Origin of the sequence: Nocardia sp. NPDC004168, from assembly GCF_040610355.1 — a bacterium.
GTDB classification, from domain to species: domain Bacteria; phylum Actinomycetota; class Actinomycetes; order Mycobacteriales; family Mycobacteriaceae; genus Nocardia; species Nocardia sichangensis.
Genome location: NZ_JBEXME010000040.1, coordinates 26,923 through 42,417, shown reverse-complemented (window position 1 = coordinate 42,417; position 15,495 = coordinate 26,923). Strand labels below are relative to the sequence as shown.

17 protein-coding genes and 1 pseudogene are annotated in these 15,495 nt (G+C 67.6%); 10 read left to right on the top strand and 8 right to left on the bottom strand.

Translation table 11 applies throughout. The features are described from left to right. A pseudogene (locus ABZW96_RS34830) lies at positions 1–322 on the bottom strand (cytochrome P450); the annotation flags it as partial. Positions 323–656: 334 nt separating this feature from the next. Here ABZW96_RS34830 and ABZW96_RS34825 point away from each other — a divergent pair. Both ABZW96_RS34825 and ABZW96_RS34820 read left to right on the top strand, forming a co-directional pair. Continuing rightward, entirely contained in the window at positions 657–1,532 is an 876-nt protein-coding gene (locus ABZW96_RS34825) for an LLM class F420-dependent oxidoreductase (RefSeq protein ID WP_355080775.1), read from the top strand. An 81-nt stretch (positions 1,533–1,613) separates the two neighbouring features. Next, positions 1,614–2,192, top strand: a complete 579-nt coding sequence (locus tag ABZW96_RS34820) for a helix-turn-helix domain-containing protein (RefSeq protein ID WP_355080773.1) — start codon at positions 1,614–1,616, stop codon at positions 2,190–2,192. A gap of 21 nt (positions 2,193–2,213) precedes the next feature. Here ABZW96_RS34820 and ABZW96_RS34815 read toward each other — a convergent pair whose 3' ends face one another. Further along, positions 2,214–3,074, bottom strand: coding sequence for a mycofactocin-coupled SDR family oxidoreductase (locus tag ABZW96_RS34815; RefSeq protein WP_355080771.1), 861 nt, complete (start codon positions 3,072–3,074; stop codon positions 2,214–2,216). A gap of 177 nt (positions 3,075–3,251) precedes the next feature. On the opposite strand from ABZW96_RS34815, the gene ABZW96_RS34810 reads away from it, so the two are divergent. From ABZW96_RS34810 to ABZW96_RS34800, 3 genes are all read left to right on the top strand, one after another. Continuing rightward, positions 3,252–3,737 carry a nitroreductase family deazaflavin-dependent oxidoreductase gene (locus tag ABZW96_RS34810; protein WP_355080769.1) on the top strand — a complete coding sequence of 162 codons (486 nt, stop codon included), beginning with the start codon at positions 3,252–3,254 and terminating at the stop codon, positions 3,735–3,737. Positions 3,738–3,867: 130 nt separating this feature from the next. Beyond that, the gene (locus tag ABZW96_RS34805; RefSeq protein ID WP_355080767.1) at positions 3,868–4,251 is read left to right on the top strand and encodes a helix-turn-helix transcriptional regulator; all 384 of its coding nucleotides are present in this window, start codon (positions 3,868–3,870) and stop codon (positions 4,249–4,251) included. Positions 4,252–4,444: 193 nt separating this feature from the next. Continuing rightward, a complete protein-coding gene (locus ABZW96_RS34800; RefSeq protein WP_355080765.1) occupies positions 4,445–5,209 on the top strand; it encodes a hypothetical protein in 765 nt (254 codons plus the stop codon). Between the two features lie 57 nt (positions 5,210–5,266). On the opposite strand, the gene ABZW96_RS34795 is transcribed toward ABZW96_RS34800, so the two are convergent. Continuing rightward, the gene (locus ABZW96_RS34795) at positions 5,267–5,761 is read right to left on the bottom strand and encodes a hypothetical protein (RefSeq protein WP_355080763.1); all 495 of its coding nucleotides are present in this window, start codon (positions 5,759–5,761) and stop codon (positions 5,267–5,269) included. A 199-nt stretch (positions 5,762–5,960) separates the two neighbouring features. On the opposite strand from ABZW96_RS34795, the gene ABZW96_RS34790 reads away from it, so the two are divergent. Next, positions 5,961–6,611, top strand: coding sequence for a hypothetical protein (locus tag ABZW96_RS34790; RefSeq protein WP_355080761.1), 651 nt, complete (start codon positions 5,961–5,963; stop codon positions 6,609–6,611). Positions 6,612–6,793: 182 nt separating this feature from the next. Continuing rightward, a complete protein-coding gene (locus tag ABZW96_RS34785) occupies positions 6,794–8,158 on the top strand; it encodes a wax ester/triacylglycerol synthase family O-acyltransferase (RefSeq protein ID WP_355080759.1) in 1,365 nt (454 codons plus the stop codon). Between the two features lie 24 nt (positions 8,159–8,182). On the opposite strand, the gene ABZW96_RS34780 is transcribed toward ABZW96_RS34785, so the two are convergent. Then, positions 8,183–10,201 carry an AMP-binding protein gene (locus ABZW96_RS34780; protein WP_355080783.1) on the bottom strand — a complete coding sequence of 673 codons (2,019 nt, stop codon included), beginning with the start codon at positions 10,199–10,201 and terminating at the stop codon, positions 8,183–8,185. A 385-nt stretch (positions 10,202–10,586) separates the two neighbouring features. Here ABZW96_RS34780 and ABZW96_RS34775 point away from each other — a divergent pair, with 385 nt between their 5' ends. Continuing rightward, positions 10,587–10,820: a hypothetical protein gene (locus ABZW96_RS34775; RefSeq protein WP_355080757.1), complete on the top strand. Its 234-nt coding sequence runs from the start codon at positions 10,587–10,589 to the stop codon at positions 10,818–10,820. 6 nt (positions 10,821–10,826) lie between these two features. Here ABZW96_RS34775 and ABZW96_RS34770 read toward each other — a convergent pair whose 3' ends face one another. The 3 genes from ABZW96_RS34770 to ABZW96_RS34760 are packed head-to-tail and all read right to left on the bottom strand — an operon-like array spanning position 10,827 to position 12,575. Further along, entirely contained in the window at positions 10,827–11,666 is an 840-nt protein-coding gene (locus ABZW96_RS34770; protein WP_355080756.1) for an RNA polymerase sigma factor SigF, read from the bottom strand. Further along, a complete protein-coding gene (locus tag ABZW96_RS34765) occupies positions 11,656–12,096 on the bottom strand; it encodes an anti-sigma factor (RefSeq protein WP_355080754.1) in 441 nt (146 codons plus the stop codon). The genes ABZW96_RS34770 and ABZW96_RS34765 overlap by 11 nt, the downstream gene beginning before the upstream one ends. Next, positions 12,096–12,575 carry a DNA starvation/stationary phase protection protein gene (locus tag ABZW96_RS34760; protein ID WP_355080750.1) on the bottom strand — a complete coding sequence of 160 codons (480 nt, stop codon included), beginning with the start codon at positions 12,573–12,575 and terminating at the stop codon, positions 12,096–12,098. Before ABZW96_RS34760 ends, ABZW96_RS34765 begins: the two co-directional genes overlap by 1 nt. Before the next feature lie 273 nt (positions 12,576–12,848). Here ABZW96_RS34760 and ABZW96_RS34755 point away from each other — a divergent pair, with 273 nt between their 5' ends. Both ABZW96_RS34755 and ABZW96_RS34750 read left to right on the top strand, forming a co-directional pair. Beyond that, the gene (locus ABZW96_RS34755) at positions 12,849–13,025 is read left to right on the top strand and encodes a hypothetical protein (protein ID WP_355080748.1); all 177 of its coding nucleotides are present in this window, start codon (positions 12,849–12,851) and stop codon (positions 13,023–13,025) included. 97 nt (positions 13,026–13,122) lie between these two features. Beyond that, a complete protein-coding gene (locus ABZW96_RS34750) occupies positions 13,123–14,571 on the top strand; it encodes a mannitol dehydrogenase family protein (protein WP_355080781.1) in 1,449 nt (482 codons plus the stop codon). Here ABZW96_RS34750 and ABZW96_RS34745 read toward each other — a convergent pair. Next, positions 14,568–15,383, bottom strand: a complete 816-nt coding sequence (locus ABZW96_RS34745; protein ID WP_355080746.1) for an acyl-ACP thioesterase domain-containing protein — start codon at positions 15,381–15,383, stop codon at positions 14,568–14,570. The genes ABZW96_RS34750 and ABZW96_RS34745 overlap by 4 nt on opposite strands. Between the last annotated feature and the right edge of the window lie 112 nt (positions 15,384–15,495).

The window sequence follows — 15,495 nt, the reverse complement described above, 5'->3', positions numbered from 1 at the left end:
CACGTTTCGGCGTGAACCCCTTGAACACCAACCGCCGCATCCGCAGATGCCGCGGATCATCCATCGCCAGGAACGACATGGTCCGATGCGCGTGCGGACCCCACGCCGCCGGATCCAGCGACACCCCGTTCGCACTCGACAACCGCACACTGTCACGGAACGCCCCCACCACATCCGGATGCCGCGACAACGCCCAAAATCCCAGACCCGGGTTGTGGTACAGCGGCGCTTCTTCCCGCAACCGCCGATACGTGGGATATGGATCCTCATGAAACCCGTAGTCATACGGGTCGAACACCAGCGGCCCCACCACAGCCGTCATCGCCCACACTCCGAATTCGATAACAAGTTCTCAACAAGGATCGTCCACCCAACGCTCCGTAGAGACACATAGCTGGACATGTGTCTGGACGGTACCACTGACAGTTTTTCAGGACAATCCCGAACAAGCGATCTCGCGGAAAGAAATCCGCCGTCCGATCGCCAGGCCGACACACACCACGAATCAAGAACACGTTCTTGTAGGCAGCTCGGCGATCGGACTATATTCCATACAACTGTCCAGACACGGCGGTTCGCAGCACGCGGCCACCTTCGCCGATGCCGTCACGCGGGCAGCGCACGACAGCTCGTCGAACGACCAGACAAGGATTTCCATGCGATTCGGCATCGTCCTGTTCACCAGCGACCGCGGCATCACTCCCGCCGCGGCGGCCCGAGCGGCCGAGCAGGCGGGGTTCGCCTCCTTCTACGTCCCCGAGCACACCCACATCCCGGTCGCGCGCAACGCGGCGCACCCGCAGACCGGCGACGCGTCGCTACCCGACGACCGCTACCTGCGCACGCTGGACCCGTGGGTCGCACTGTCCATGGCGGCGGCAGTCACCGAACGCATCGAGCTGGCCACCGCCGTCGCGCTCCCCGTGGAGCACGACCCGATCACCCTTGCCAAGACGATCGCCTCACTGGACCACCTCTCCGGTGGCCGGGTCGTGCTGGGGGCCGGATTCGGCTGGAACACCGACGAACTCGCCGATCACGGAGTACCCGCGAACAAGCGACGCACCGTGCTGCGCGAATACCTGGCGGCGATGCGGGCGCTGTGGAGCCGGGACGAGGCCGGTTTCGACGGCGAGTACGTGCGCTTCGGCCCGAGCTGGGCGTGGCCGAAACCGGTCCGGCGCTCGGTGCCGGTGCTGATCGGCGCGGCGGGCACCGAACGCACCTTCCGCTGGATAGCCGAGTCGGCGGACGGTTGGATCACCACCCCGGGGGAAACGGAGATCTCCGATCGTCTCGCGTTGCTGCACGAGATCTGGCAGCAGGCCGGGCGACCCGGACGTCCGCGCGTGGTGGCCCTGGACTACAAACCCGACGCCGCACGCCTGGCCGAGTGGGACCGCGCCGGCGTCACCGACGTCGTGTACGGACTGCCGGACAAAGACGAGCCCGCGGTGTGCGCCTACCTCGAGCGGTTGTCCGGCAAACTGACCGACATCGGCCCGCCGCTCGGCGCGGCGAGCCGGCCGTAGCGAATTACGTGGCCGAACACACAACTATTTCCGCAGCAGGAAAGTTGCTCGAACGAAATAACGACACTACCATCTAGACACATGTCCGAAAGCGATTCCAGAACCGTCGAAGCCACGCGGCGGCGCTTGTCCGGAAAGCAGGCCGACACCGTCGACAAGCTCACCAGATCGGCGTTGGAAGTGCTTTCCCGGGAGGGTTTCGCCGGCATGACCATCCGGATGGTGGCCGCCAACGCCAAGGTCGGCACCGCCACCGCGTACACCTATTTCTCCTCCAAGGAGCACTTGGTCGCGGAGATCTTCTGGCGCAGGCTGCGCGCACAACCCTCCCCTGTGAGCGAGGATCCGGACGCCACCGTGCGGGTGATCGCCGAACTCCGCAGCATCGCGTTGCTGGTCGCCGACGAACCGGAATTGTCCGGCGCGGTCACCAGCGCGCTGCTCGGCCGCGATCCCGACGTCGAGCATTTGCGGTCGCGCATCGGCTTGGAAATTCGCACCCGCCTCGCGCACGCGCTGTCCGGAAATCCCGACGCGGATATTCTGAAATCGCTCGAATTGCTCTACGCGGGTGCGCTGGTCCATGCCGGGATGGGCTACGAATCGTATTCCGACATCGCGGACCGCATCGAGCGGTCCGCGATGCTCATCCTGAAGTGACGCGTCGCGTTCCGCGTCACTTCAGGCCAGGCCCAATTTCAGCGACGCGCCGCCGTCGACGAACATCTGCAAACCGGTCACGTAGCGCGACTCGTCGGAGGCCAGGAACGTGACCGCGTGCGAGATGTCCGAGGACTCGACGAAGGGAATCGGCATGGCCTGCATGAAGGGAAAGGTGACCTCGGCGTCCTCGCGCGTCGGGTTCTGTACGTCGGGACGGAAGATCTGGTACATCCCCGGGTTGTGCAGCATGTCGGTGTCGACGTTGGTCGGATGCACCGCGTTGATGCGGATCGAGCTCGGCCCCAGCGTCAACGCCAAAGTCTGCGTGTAAGAACGGATCATCTTCTTCGACAGGCCGTAGCCGTCGCCGCCGGGACCTTGCAGTGCCTGCTGGCCGTTGAATCCGGTCTGCGGCACCAGGCCCGCGACCGATCCCGTCACGATGATCGAGGCGCCCGCGCCCAGATGCGGCAGCGCGGCGTGCACGGTGTTCACCACGCCGACGAAGTTGACGTCGAAGACATCCACGAAGCCCTGCAACGGCACATGGTGGCCCAGCGGGCAGATCCCGGCGTTCGCCACGACCACGTCCAAGCGCCCGAGTTCGGCGACGCCCGCCGCGATCGCCGCTTGCAGCGCGGGGCGATCGCGCACGTCGACCTGTGCGGCCACCACCCGACGGCCGGTCTTGGCGACCAGTTCCTTGGTCTCGGCGAGATCCGCTTCGGTCGCCAGTGCGTATTCGTTGCCGGCTATGTCGGCGCAGATATCGAAGGCGATGATGTCGGCGCCTTCCTCGGCCAAGGCGACCGCGTGACTGCGGCCCTGCCCCCGTCCCGCACCGGTCACCAGGACGACTTTGCCGCTGACCCGATCCATGTTTCCTCCACCGTGCTCGTCGCCGGTTCCCGTCACCCCCCGCGACACGCGCCGCACATATATGGAATAGTAACCGGACATCTGTCTGGACGATACTACGGACAAAGGTATGGATCAATCACTCGTCACCGCACCCGATTCCGCGGCCGCATCCCGGCCCGAGCGGGGTGATCGTTGATGCCCAAGCGGCCACGCAACCTCGACTCCCCGCTGGTCACGACCGTCATCAAATACATGTCCAGAGCGCAGACCTGGGCGTACCGCCGGACCGGAGGGCGCGTCGGCGCACGATGGCGGATCGGCGCCGGCTTCCGCAAGCCGGTACCCACCTTGCTGCTCGAGCATCGGGGTCGCAGATCGGGCAAGTTGTTCACCGTCCCGCTGCTGTACCTCGTCGACGGCGCCGACCTGGTAGTGGTCGCCTCGCAAGGCGGGTTGCCGAATCACCCCCAGTGGTACTTCAATCTCCTGGCACATCCCGTGACCCGGGTACAGGTCGGGGCCGAGCACCGACGCGTCCGCGCCCGCGTGGCGAGCCGGGAGGAGAAGAATCGCTTGTGGCCCTTGCTCGTAGCCCTCTACGCGGACTTCGACACCTACCAATCCTGGACCGAGCGCGAAATCCCGGTGCTCATTCTTCAGCCGGAGGACCGGCTGCACTGACCCGGCGCGTCGAGCGAGGTCCGCGGCCACCCTCCCCCATGATGTTCAGCGTTCCCGGCGCGATGGGCGCCGCCCGCCCGCCGGAGCAGTGCGACGCAATCGATCGACTCGACCGAGGATGGGAGAGCGTGTGGCGAAGATGGGTAGGCGGAAACGGTCCAGGCTGATCACCGCCGGAATGCTGCGGGAGAAGCACCAGCAGGAAGAGCACGACGCACCGGCGCGACCGGCGCCGCTGCCCCCGGACGAGGTCGAGACGGCCATCGTGCTCGATCTCGACGGGCTCGCCACGCGCGTGCGTGCGCGGCGGCGCGAGATGAAGTGGACCCAGGCGGATGTGGCGGGCAACGGCGGCCCGCCGGCCAAGGTGATCAGCGAGATCGAGCGGTCCCGCAATCCACGGCCTGGTACCGAGGTGCTCGACCGGCTCGACGCGGGACTCGAGTGGCCGCCCGGCACCAGCGCGACGATCCTGCGCGCCGAGCGGGCAAGCGAACTGGCCACGGCGCGCTGAGCGCCGGATCCGAAACTCGGCCGGTCGGAGAATTTTTCGATATCTCCGACCGGTCGAGCCGGAACGCTCATCGGTAGCTGTGGGCGCTGCTAGGCTGCTCAGCGACCCTAGACGACTGCTCTTGCGCCGCCGGAGTGCGCGGGTCCGGCCGTGCTGGACGCAGGTGTTAACCCGATGAAGGAATGGACGTAACATGCAACTCCGCGGCATCACTGCGGCAGCGATACTCGCCATCGGCTCGCTGACCGTCGGCGCGGGCGTCGCCCACGGCGAGCCCGCTCCCGACATCACCTACTCGGCCAAGATCGTCGACCAGACGGTGGTCGCCGCGCTCCGGGGCGGAACCTTCCAGTTGTCCAAGGCACTGCGCGATCAGCCCGCGGGCGACGAGAACACGCGACTAACCGAGCGCGACGGGGTGCTCGTCGATCATGGGGGCGCCCCGGCCGACATCGCGCAAGTGATCGACGTGGTAGACATCCGGGACCGCGACGGCCACGTCGCGATGACGTTGCCGCTCGACTTCCGGATCGCGGGGACCGCCATTCCGGTGCGCCCGGAGCTGAAGAAGGACAGCACCGTGCTCGAGCTGAAGCCGTCCAGGCCGGAGGGCATCGCGATCACCGAGCCACTGGTGGCCAAGCCGGTCGCGTCCATGACCGAGAACCAGCGCGCCCGTGACGAATTCGCCAGCCAGTTCGGGCTCGCCACCGCCATAGGCGGTTTCGTCGGCACCGCGATCGGCGCCACGATCGGCTGCCTGGTCACCATCGCCGTGGGCTGCGTGGCCGGTCTGCTGACCGGCGCGAGCCTCGGCGGCATCCTCGGAACCATCGCGGTCGGCGGGCCCACGCTCGTCGTGGCGGGTGTCGACCTGCTCACCACGTTGCAGGCGGCCGACGGCACTACCCGCTTCGCCGACAAGCCCGTCCAAACCGCTCCGGCCCAAACCAAGTAGCCGTGTCCCGGCGGCGCAGCAGCGCGCCGCCGGGCGGACTTCCGATCGACCGCGTCGCTACAACGGCGCGGTCGTCGTGTTCGAGCGACCCACGCGCTCGTCGTTGATCAAGTGATAGGCGCGTCCCAGATCGTCGAGCGCACGCTCCCATCTGGTGTCCGCGTCGTGGCCACGGGGATTGCGGCTGAGCAACAGCAGGACCTCGGCCGCGTCCGCCGACCGCGCGGCGGCGTCCAGCAACACCGGCACCGGTTCCACGGTGGTGCCCGCCGCCAGCGCGCCGATACGGTCGTGCAGCCAGTGCGCGTCGAAACGCGCCTGCTCCGTGGGGTTCTCCCCGTTCACCGGCAGGGTGCTGACCGCGGCGGCCCGTGCGGCCTCCTCGTCGTCCATCGTGGTGGTGACGACGTCGCGCAGCTCGCTGCTCGCGATCCGGTGTAGCAAACCGATCAGTAGGACACGTTCGGCGTCCGGACCGTGCAGACCCGTCTCATCCGCCCGTGCGCCGACCTCGTCCGGGTCCACGCGCAAGATCGACAGAACCGCTCGCAACTGCGCAATCGTTACCACTTCGTCCGCCCCTCCTCATCGTCGCGGCCCCACCATCACACCCTCGGCGACAGCCTGCCAAACGCGAGGCGCGTTAACCGTCCGGTAGCCCTTTTGCCGATACGGCGTGTCTTCACACTGCGTTCCAGGTCACCTCGAACCGCAGGGTAAACGAGGGTCCAACTTGGGTACTCCAGACATCATGAGAGCGATACCGGCGCGGGTCACTGGTGACACGACCACGCCCGCAGTGCGCGAATCCGAACACGGCGGTGCGATCGCGAGCATGAGATGGCGGCGGATCAGGGAGGTGATCGCCACCCGAACCGTCTCCGATGCCACGCGAGAGGTCTCCATCGAGGTGGGGAAACCGCAGATGGCACCGGGTGACACCGGTGTGGTGTGCGGTTTTCGCATCCAGGGAATCGGCGAACGATGGGCGCACGGCGTCGATTCCATCGCCGCGCTCTACCGCGCGTTCCAGGACATCGCCCAAGAGCTGCGGCAGGCCAACAGCCACGGTGCGCACTTCGCGGTGACCGAGCCGTCCGACCCCGGCTTCCCCGCCGCGCCCACCCGTCCCTCGCGTGCCGCCACGACGGTCGCCTACGAGCCGCAGGCGCTCATCGCGGCCCGCACCCTCTACGAAGCCGACAGCTCGTTGTCGATCATCATCGGCAGGCCGTATCTGGCGGCCGACCGGCGCAAGCACCTGTGCCGGTTCCATATCAGCAAGCAGGGCGCGTCGCTGGCCAGCGGCATCGATGAGATCCAGGCCCTGCACAGCGCGATCAGCATGATCAGCGAACGCCTCGCACTGCCGCAGGATTGGCCGGTCAGCCGCCTGTCCTGAGGCCCGCGCGCACAATTTCGCGACGAACCGCCCAGCCGGTACGGATTCGGCATCGAATCATCGGTTGGGGATCGTCGTTCGACCGGCGTAGATCTCCCAGCGCCATGAGCAGTCCGGCGGCCGTCCCCATGTCCGGAACCAGACCGTGGCGAGGCCGCGGCGTCGCCAGGAGGGAACTGCCCATGGAATTCATCTCGCCGGTGGACGCCCTGTTTCTCATCGCGGAATCACGCGAGCATCCGATGCACGTCGGTTCACTGTCCATCTTCGACCCCGTGGAGGGCACCGGACCCGAATTCGCCCGGCGCGCGTACGCCACGCTGGCGGCCGACCGAAATTTCCACCCCACGTTCCGCAAGCGCCCGGCTCGCCTGTTCGGCACTCCACAGCTGGCCTGGACCGTGGACAGCGCCGTCGAGCTCGACTACCACGTTCAGCGGTGGGCACTGCCGGAAGCGGGTGGCCTGGACGCCCTGACCGAAGTAACGGCGGGATTGCACAGCACCCTGCTCGACCGTCACCGGCCGCTGTGGGAAGCGCATCTGGTCGAAGGGCTCGCCGGCGATCGGGTCGGCTTGTACGCGAAGATGCACCACGCCCTCATCGACGGCGTCGGCGCCCAGCGCCTGTTGCAGCGAACGCTCACCACCGACCCGGAATCCGGCGAAGCGCTGGTGCCCTGGCATCTCCCGCCTTCGACCGGGCACCGCCCGAATCCCCCGCAGAGGCAAACGCTCGGCACCCGGGCGCGCGCCCTGCTCGCCGCGGCGGGCTCGGCGCCTTCGGCCTTGCGCCTGGCCCGTACCGCGCTGCTCGAGCAGCAGTTGACGCTGCCCTTCGCCGCACCGCGCACCATGTTCAACGTCCCGATCGGCGGGGCCCGCCGCTGCGCCGCCCGCTCGTGGCCGCTGGACCGGATCCGCCAGGTCAAGAAGATGACCGGCACCACGCTCAACGACGTGGTGCTGGCGATGTCGGCGGGTGCGCTGCGCACCTACCTGCTCGAACACGTCGCCTTGCCGGACAAGCCGCTGATCGCCATGGTGCCGGTCTCGCTGCGTCCCGAATCCGACGACGGTGACGGCGGGGGCAACGCCGTGGCGGCGCTGCTGTGCAATCTGGCCACCGACCTGCCCGACCCGGCCGCGCGGCTGGCGGCGATCAGCTCCTCGATGCATCGCAGCAAAGAGATCTACCGCGCGCTGTCCCCCGTTCAGGCGGTCTCGCTGTCGGCGCTGACGCTCAGTCCCCTCGCCCTGTCACTGCTGCTTCCCGCCACGGTCGCGCTGACCAGCCCGCCGTTCAACATCGTCATCTCCAATATTCCGGGACCGCGTGAACCGCAGTACTGGAATGGAGCTCGCGTCGCGGCCAGCTACCCGCTGTCGATCCCGCTCGACGGGCAGGCGGTGAACATCACCCTCACCAGCAATGCCGACAGCCTGGACATCGGCATCGTCGCCTGCCGCCGCAGCGTGCCGGACGTGGCCAGGCTGCTCGATCACCTGGAATCCGCGTTGACCGACCTGGAGGACACCGTCTACTGACCGCCGGGCGCTGCCGCCGGATGTTCAGGGTGATCCCGCGGTGCCCAGACCGTTGATCGACGGCGGCAGCTCCGGTTCGGCCGCGCCGGGACCGGCCAGCAGACGCTTGAGGATCTTGCCGGTGTCGCCGCGCGGCAGCGCCGAGAGGAAGGTGACGTCGCGCGGCACCGAGAAGCGGCTCAAGCGGTTGCGGATGTAGGTGCGCACCATGTCCGAATCCAGGCCGGACCCTTCGCGTTTCACCACGAACGCCGCGAGCCGCTGGCCGAATTCGTGGTCCGGCACACCGACCACGGCGACGTCACTGACCTGCGGCAGGTGCGCGAGCGCCTCCTCGACCGGACGCGGGAAGACGTTCTCGCCACCGGAGATGATCATCTCGTCGTCTCGTCCCGCGATGAACAACCGGCCCGCGGCGTCGAGGTAGCCGAGGTCGCCGGTGTCGAGCATGCCGTGCGCCTCGTCCGGTGGCGCGGAGTTGACGTAGCCGTCGAACAGCATGTGGTTGCCGACGAAGATGTGTCCCGTGGCGCCGATCGGGAGTCTGCGGTGGTCCGGCCCGAGCACGGCCACCTTGGTGCCCAGCGGCGGGCGTCCCGCCGTGGTCGGCGAGGTGTGCAGGTCCTCGGGGGTCGCGATGGTCGCCCAGGAGACCTCGGTGGATCCGTAGACGTTGTAGAGCACGTCGCCGTAGGCCTCCATGAACCGCTCGACGGTCGCGCCTGCCAGTGGCGCACCGCAGCTGATCATGTGCCGCAGGCTGGAGGTGTCGTAGCGAGCACGCACGTGCGCGGGGAGGTCGAGGATGCGCTGCACCATGGTCGGCACGACGATCACCGTGTTGACCCGGTGCTCGGCGATGCGGCGCAGGCAGTCCTCCGCGTCGAACCGTTCGGCCAGCACCACGGTCGCGCGCAGCGCGGTGCTCAGTTGCAGGCCGGCCAACCCCCAGGTGTGGAACAGCGGCGCCGGGATCAGCATGGTCTCGTTCATCTGCATCGGGATGCGCGACAGCAATGCCGCGATGGACCCGAAGCCCTTCGGATGCGGCCTGCGCGCACCCTTGGGCGTCCCGCTGGTCCCGGAGGTGAGCACGACGAGCCGTCCCGGCTGGGCAGGGGTGCGGAAAGTCGTGTGCCCCTCCGCCACCAGTTGGTCCACGGTCGTCCGGTCGGGTACCGGCGGACGCTCGTCGGTGTTGTAGCGCGGGATGTCGGTATGCAGATAGCGCACCAACTCCTCGAGGTCACCGTCGACGAACAGCGCCGACAGGCGGTCGCGCTGGACGATCTCCTCGATGGTGCGGCCCGCCAGCCCGGCGTTCAGCAGTGCCACGTCCACACCCAGTTTGCCTGCGGCGACCATGCATTCGACCATGGCCGCGTGGTTGCGCGCCAGCAGGCCGATGGCGTCGCCCGGGCCGAGGTCGTGCGCGGCCATCGCCGCGGCCAGCGCGTTGGTGCGCTCGTGCATGTCGGCGAAGGACCGGGTGCCGCGGTCGTCGATGATCGCGGTCCGCTCCGGGGCGTACGCCGCGCCCGCGGCGTATCCGCCCGCCAGGTTGAAACCCCATTTCGCCAGTGAGCGCAGCTGTTTGAGAGTCCGATCGAAACGAACCGGCAACACGACGCCGGTGGCCACCATCTGCCGCGCCACACCCGCGTTGCGCCGGATCGGCGAATCCTCGCCGTTGACGACCAAGGATGTCCGCGCGCCCTTGGCGACGTCGGCCACCCGCTTCAGTCCGGCCTTGGTCCACTCGCCGATCGCCACATTGGACAGCTCGCTCACCCGCGGGTGCACCCGGCTCGGCGCGAAATACGTGACGGTGACCTTGGTGCGGTCCTCGTCGCCGTGCAGTCGCACCGACGCGAAGCTGCCCAGTGCGGCGTATTGCATCTCGAAGCTCTCGTACCACCGGCCCACGCTGATCCGGATCTGGTGGGTGCGTATGCCCGACCCGTAGGTACCGACGCGCATCTGCCAGACCACATTGCCGTCGGCGGACTGGATCTGCTCGCACGCGCCGATACCGGTGAACATGCGCGGATAAGTCTGCGGTTCGAGCAGCAGATCCCAGATGGTCTTGCGGGCGATCGCGAATTCGGCGACTACGTCGATGACATCGGTAACCAACTTGTGCACTTCTCGTCGGCCGGTTCGAAGAACTTCGGGTCGGCGGGTAGCTCCTTTGTAACGTCAGTCACAAGCGAGGTCAAGTAGCCAGGGCATCGTCGCTACTACCAGCGACACGCAGGAAATACGCTGCGATTGCCCAGCATTCACCTGAACCTGGGAACCGGCCCAAATCACCCGCGCGACGCCTGTGAATCAGCCCAACGATCATCCGAACTCCCGCCGGGCGGCGACCTCCGACCTAACGTCACAGACGCCTGCTCGGCAGGACCGAACGCTGGCTGGAGAGGTTATGGACGACAAGCCCGCACGACGAATCGCGCACGCCCGCGCCGAGGAGATCCTCGATTTCTTCGGCAAATGCCGAGCGTGCGGATATCCCGCTTACGCGGAGAGCACCACGCTGCGCTACGACAACGGCGACTTGGAGACCAAGATCATCGCCAGCTGCGCCCTGCCCTGCGGCTGGACCGGCGAGGTCTCCGCCACACCGATGACCGGCGCGGCCGCCCGTCCACGCACGTGAGCGAACTCAGGCCGCGCTCGAAACGAGTTCTTCCGGGCCGAGCGCGCGTTCGCGCAGGTCTTTGAGAATCCTGGCGAGAATGCGCGACACCTGCATCTGGGACACACCCAGCTCTTCGGCGATCTGACTCTGGGTCCGCGACTCGTAGAAGCGCATGACCAGCACCTGTCGATCGCGCGGCGGCAACTCGGCGATGAGCGGGCGCACGGCCATCGCCTGCTCCAGCAGGTCGTAGCACGGCTCCTCGGAGCCCAGCGTGTCGGCGAGCGACTGCGGCGCACCGTCGCCCTCCTCTCGGCCTGCCGCGTCCAGCGAATTGGCCTGATAGGCGTTGCCCGCGATGAGCGCCTGCGTGACCTCACCGAGGTCGACGTCCAACTCCTCGGCGATCTCCCTGGCCGTCGGCATCCGGCCGAGGCGATGCGACAACGTCTCGGTGGCCGGGCCGACGCGCAGCTGAATCTCCTTGAGCCTGCGCGGCACTCGCAACGACCACGTGTTGTCGCGGAAATGCCTGCGCACCTCGCCCATGATGGTGGGGACCGCGAATCCGAGGAAGGAACTGCCGCGCGAGACATCGAAACGGTCCACCGCGAGCACCAGCCCGACCCGGGCGATCTGCAGCAGGTCCTCGTAGTTCTCGCCGCGGCCGGAGAACTTCCTGGCGATGTGCTCGGCGAGCGGAAGACACCGCCGGGTCACCTCCTCGCGCAGCGCCGCGCGGTGCGGATCCCCCTCGTCCATCGCGGCCATCTTCTCGAACCACGGCTCGATGTTGTCGTAGCTGTCGCCCCCGCGGGTGCGCCTCGCCGTGTCATTTCCGTCGGTCGTGAACTCACGTTTCATCAAATGGTCCTCGTTCCCAACTGAATTCGATAACGGTCGGGTACCCGCCGAGTTCGGAATCAAAAGGGTCACGGGAAATTGATAGGGAGCGGGTGAGCATGCGCACCAGTTCCCAGCTCAACGGATCGCTGCGGAGCTCGCCGCCGACCACGGCGGCGGCGTCGACACGCACGCTCATCCGGCCGAGGCCGTAGGTGAACGCGCAGCCGAGCATCGAGCCCGGCATGGCGTCCGCCAGCAGCATCGTGACCGCCTCGTTGATCGCCAAGCGGATGTCCGAGGCGGCGTCGAGCGGAACCTCGGCGACCAGGCACACGGTGTCGGTCATCGCGCGGATCAAGGCGAGGTGTCGCGCGTCGGCGGGGATCCGCACCGTGACCGTGGCGGTCTCCGTGGCGGGCGCGCCGAACGCGCACGTGATCACCCGCATCACACCGTGGCGAGCTGCGCTTGCCACATCCAGTGCAACTGCTCCAGCCGCGCCGCGATCGCCAGGAACAGATCCTGGGTCACCGGATCGGCCTTCTCGGTCGCCGCGATGCGTTCACGCAGCCGCTTGATCACGGCGGCGAGGTTGCCGACGATCGTGTCGATGACGTCGGTGTCCTGTTGCCAGCCCTCGCCGATGCCGATCGCGCCGGAATCCTTGGCCACGCTCGCGGCGCGCCCGTCCGGGCTGACTCCCACGGCGGTGGCGCGTTCCGCGGCCGAGTCCGTGAACTCCCGTGCCACGATCACCAATTCATCCAGCGCCAGGTGCACCGACCGGAAGTTGGTGCCGATCACGTTCCAGTGCGCCTGCTTCGCGATCAGCGACAGGTCGATCAGGTCGACCACCGTCGCCTGGAGAGTTTCGCCCGCGACGCGCTGCTGCTCCGGGTCCAAAGTACTGGTGATGGGTTGCGACATGCGCTGAACCTTTCTGCCATCGATCGGGACACCGACGGTCTACCCAGCTCTGCGGCGATAAACCCCCCGGTAGCTTCCGCGGCCGGACGAAACGGGGTGTGCGCCCCGGCCCCTCGTCGGCCACGCGGCGGACAGAAAGAGCACGAGAACGGCGGTGACCGCCAGCTCGGCGGGCGTACCGTCATCCGCCCCGGAATGAGCGAGCACCCACAGATTTTTGCCATATCGGCAACTATTGTTGCTGGACTGACCAGTTTCCGGGCACCGTGAGGTATGACCGAGAAAGAGCACATGGACGTGGCGGCCGGTCCATCGGCGACGCCGACTCCGGCACGGGCGCGCCGGGATACCGAGCAGTTCTCCGCCGACGTCGAGCGAGCGAACTGCGAACGAGTATTCGGCGCTCGACGGCACGGCATGGATTCGCTGCTGCCGCCTCCGCAGGGCTGACCGGTTCCGGACTCCTGCTGCACTATGGTGTGATCCACACAACACGGGGAGGCGCGGTATGCCGGAACGGACAGCCACGCCCTTACGGGCGGCCACGATGCCCGACTTCGCCGATCGGATCTCGACACCGAGCTACGACCGATCCCGGATCACCACCGGCATAGTGCATTTCGGCGTCGGCGGCTTCCATCGAGCGCACCAGGCGATGTACGTCGACCGATTGCTCGAACGCGGCCTCGGGGACGAGTGGGGCATCTGCGGAGTCGGCGTGCTGCCCGGCGATCGACGCATGCGCGACGTGCTGCGGGCGCAGGACGGCTTGTACACGCTGTCGACGGTCGCGCCGGACGGCACGTGGACCACGCGCGCGATCGGCTCGCTGGTCGACTACCGGTACGCACCGGACGATCCCGGGACCGTCGTGGCGAAGCTCGCCGATGCGTCGACCCGGATCGTCTCACTCACCATCACCGAGGGTGGCTACCACATCGCCGCCGCTACCGGGGAATTCGACCCGGAAGACCCCGGAATCCGCGCCGATCTGGCCGGGAACGCGCCGCCCGGTACCGTTTTCGGACTCGTCACCGAGGCGCTGGCCCGCCGCCGATCCCGCGATATCGCGCCGTTCACCGTGCTGTCCTGCGACAACATCGAGGGCAACGGGAACGTCGCGCGCCGGATGTTCGGCGCGTTCGCCTCGCTGCGCGATCCGGGGCTCGGAGCCTGGGTGACGGAGCAGGTGCGCTTCCCGAATTCCATGGTGGACCGGATCACCCCGGTGACCCCGCCCGGAGCGACCGGCGAGATCGCGCGGCGCTACGGGCTCACCGACCGCTGGCCGGTGGTCGCCGAGCCGTTCGCGCAGTGGGTGCTGGAGGATTCGTTCGGACTCGGCCGTCCGGCCTTCGAAGAGGTGGGCGTGCAGGTCGTCGCCGACGTCACTCCCTACGAATTGATGAAGCTTCGGTTGCTGAACGCGAGCCACCAGGCGCTGTGCTACTTCGCGTACCTGAGCGGCTATCGGCTGGTGCACGAAGCGGCACAGGATCCGGTCTTCCGGCGGTTCCTGACCCGCTACATGGACGCCGAGGCCACGCCGACGCTGCGCGCGGTCCCCGGGGTCGACCTGGGCGACTACAAGCGGACGCTGCTCGACCGGTTCGCCAATCCCGCGATCGGCGACACCATCGCCCGGCTGTGCGCGGAATCCTCCGACCGGATCCCGAAGTGGCTGCTTCCGGTTGTCCGGGCGCAGCTCGGCAGCGGCGGCCCGATCGACTGCGCGGCGGCGGTCGTCGCCAGCTGGGCACGCTATGCCGAGGGCGTGGACGAGCACGGGCACCCGATCGAGATCGTTGACCGGCTCCGCGACCGGCTGGTCCCCCTCGCGCGGCGGCAGCGCGAGCAGCCCACCGCTTTCCTCGGCGAGCGATCCTTGTTCGGTGACCTGATCGACCACCCCCGGTTCGTGACCGCGTATCTGGCGGCTCTGGACAGCCTGCGCACCAGGGGCGCGCACGCGACCGTCGAACAGTTGGCCGGTTAGCGCGGGGTGACGCGGGCGACCGCCCGGCAGTCCGCGCCGACAGCGAACCACACGTCCAGGCTCGAGTCGGCCCGTCGGGCGACGAGCTCGACGTCCTCGCCGCATCGCACCGGTTTCCCGTACTCGACCACCACACGGTGCGGACCCGATTTCAGTTCGGCGTAATCGGCCAGGACTTCTTCGAGCGCGGTGAGGTAGACCGCGTTGTTCATATGGTCGAGCAGGTCTATGTCGGTGGCCCGTAGCGGGAAGGGCCGGATCTGCACCCCGGGCTCGCCCGCCGCGGGCATGGGATCGGTGAGCTCGGCTTTCCAGCGGAGCCGGTGCTCGGTCGTACAGGCCAGCATGGGGGCGAGGAATCGGTCGCTCATCCGCGCGGGTACGCCCGATTCGGTGCCGAAATGGATCAGGAAGCTCTCGGTCTCCACCAGCCCACCAGCGCTGCCGCCGATCTGGACCCGCATCGTGCACCACCGGGTCGACGTCGCCGAAGGCCATCGCCGCAACGTCGCCGACTCACCGAATCCGAGCGGTTTGAGCGCGTCGATCACCGTCCTGCGGATCACCCACAGGCGATGGATATCGCCGTCCTCGAGGACCTCGAGATGGTCGTAGCCGACGTCCTGCAGATAACGCGCGACACCGTCGAGTCGCAGGCGCTGGTCACGATCGGTGTCGGCGAGGCGCACGGGCCATCCCGTCTCGAACGGAGTCAGGACGGCCGGCGGTTCCGGCAGCACGCTGGGAATGCCCATGCCCGGATGATGCCAGCTATTTGCCACAGTTGTGGGCAGCACTGCCCATATCGTCATCTACACGAGAAGATGTCGCGTTTTATCAGGCATTTTGACCGGATTATCGACCATATACGTTCGTCCGCTAACAATTAGCTTTCATTCGCCATGGTGGGTTGCCCTCGCACCC

What these genes read in the sequence shown, in the direction of transcription:
- ABZW96_RS34825 (WP_355080775.1), top strand. Translation starts at nt 657, where the DNA reads ATGCGATTCGGCATCGTCCTGTTCACCAGCGACCGCGGCATCACTCCC.
- ABZW96_RS34820 (WP_355080773.1), top strand. Translation starts at nt 1,614, where the DNA reads ATGTCCGAAAGCGATTCCAGAACCGTCGAAGCCACGCGGCGGCGCTTG.
- ABZW96_RS34815 (WP_355080771.1), bottom strand. Translation starts at nt 3,074, where the DNA reads ATGGATCGGGTCAGCGGCAAAGTCGTCCTGGTGACCGGTGCGGGACGG.
- ABZW96_RS34810 (WP_355080769.1), top strand. Translation starts at nt 3,252, where the DNA reads ATGCCCAAGCGGCCACGCAACCTCGACTCCCCGCTGGTCACGACCGTC.
- ABZW96_RS34800 (WP_355080765.1), top strand. Translation starts at nt 4,445, where the DNA reads ATGCAACTCCGCGGCATCACTGCGGCAGCGATACTCGCCATCGGCTCG.
- ABZW96_RS34790 (WP_355080761.1), top strand. Translation starts at nt 5,961, where the DNA reads ATGAGAGCGATACCGGCGCGGGTCACTGGTGACACGACCACGCCCGCA.
- ABZW96_RS34785 (WP_355080759.1), top strand. Translation starts at nt 6,794, where the DNA reads ATGGAATTCATCTCGCCGGTGGACGCCCTGTTTCTCATCGCGGAATCA.
- ABZW96_RS34780 (WP_355080783.1), bottom strand. Translation starts at nt 10,201, where the DNA reads ATGTTCACCGGTATCGGCGCGTGCGAGCAGATCCAGTCCGCCGACGGC.
- ABZW96_RS34775 (WP_355080757.1), top strand. Translation starts at nt 10,587, where the DNA reads ATGGACGACAAGCCCGCACGACGAATCGCGCACGCCCGCGCCGAGGAG.
- ABZW96_RS34770 (WP_355080756.1), bottom strand. Translation starts at nt 11,666, where the DNA reads ATGAAACGTGAGTTCACGACCGACGGAAATGACACGGCGAGGCGCACC.
- ABZW96_RS34765 (WP_355080754.1), bottom strand. Translation starts at nt 12,096, where the DNA reads ATGCGGGTGATCACGTGCGCGTTCGGCGCGCCCGCCACGGAGACCGCC.
- ABZW96_RS34760 (WP_355080750.1), bottom strand. Translation starts at nt 12,575, where the DNA reads ATGTCGCAACCCATCACCAGTACTTTGGACCCGGAGCAGCAGCGCGTC.
- ABZW96_RS34755 (WP_355080748.1), top strand. Translation starts at nt 12,849, where the DNA reads ATGACCGAGAAAGAGCACATGGACGTGGCGGCCGGTCCATCGGCGACG.
- ABZW96_RS34750 (WP_355080781.1), top strand. Translation starts at nt 13,123, where the DNA reads ATGCCCGACTTCGCCGATCGGATCTCGACACCGAGCTACGACCGATCC.
- ABZW96_RS34745 (WP_355080746.1), bottom strand. Translation starts at nt 15,383, where the DNA reads ATGACGATATGGGCAGTGCTGCCCACAACTGTGGCAAATAGCTGGCAT.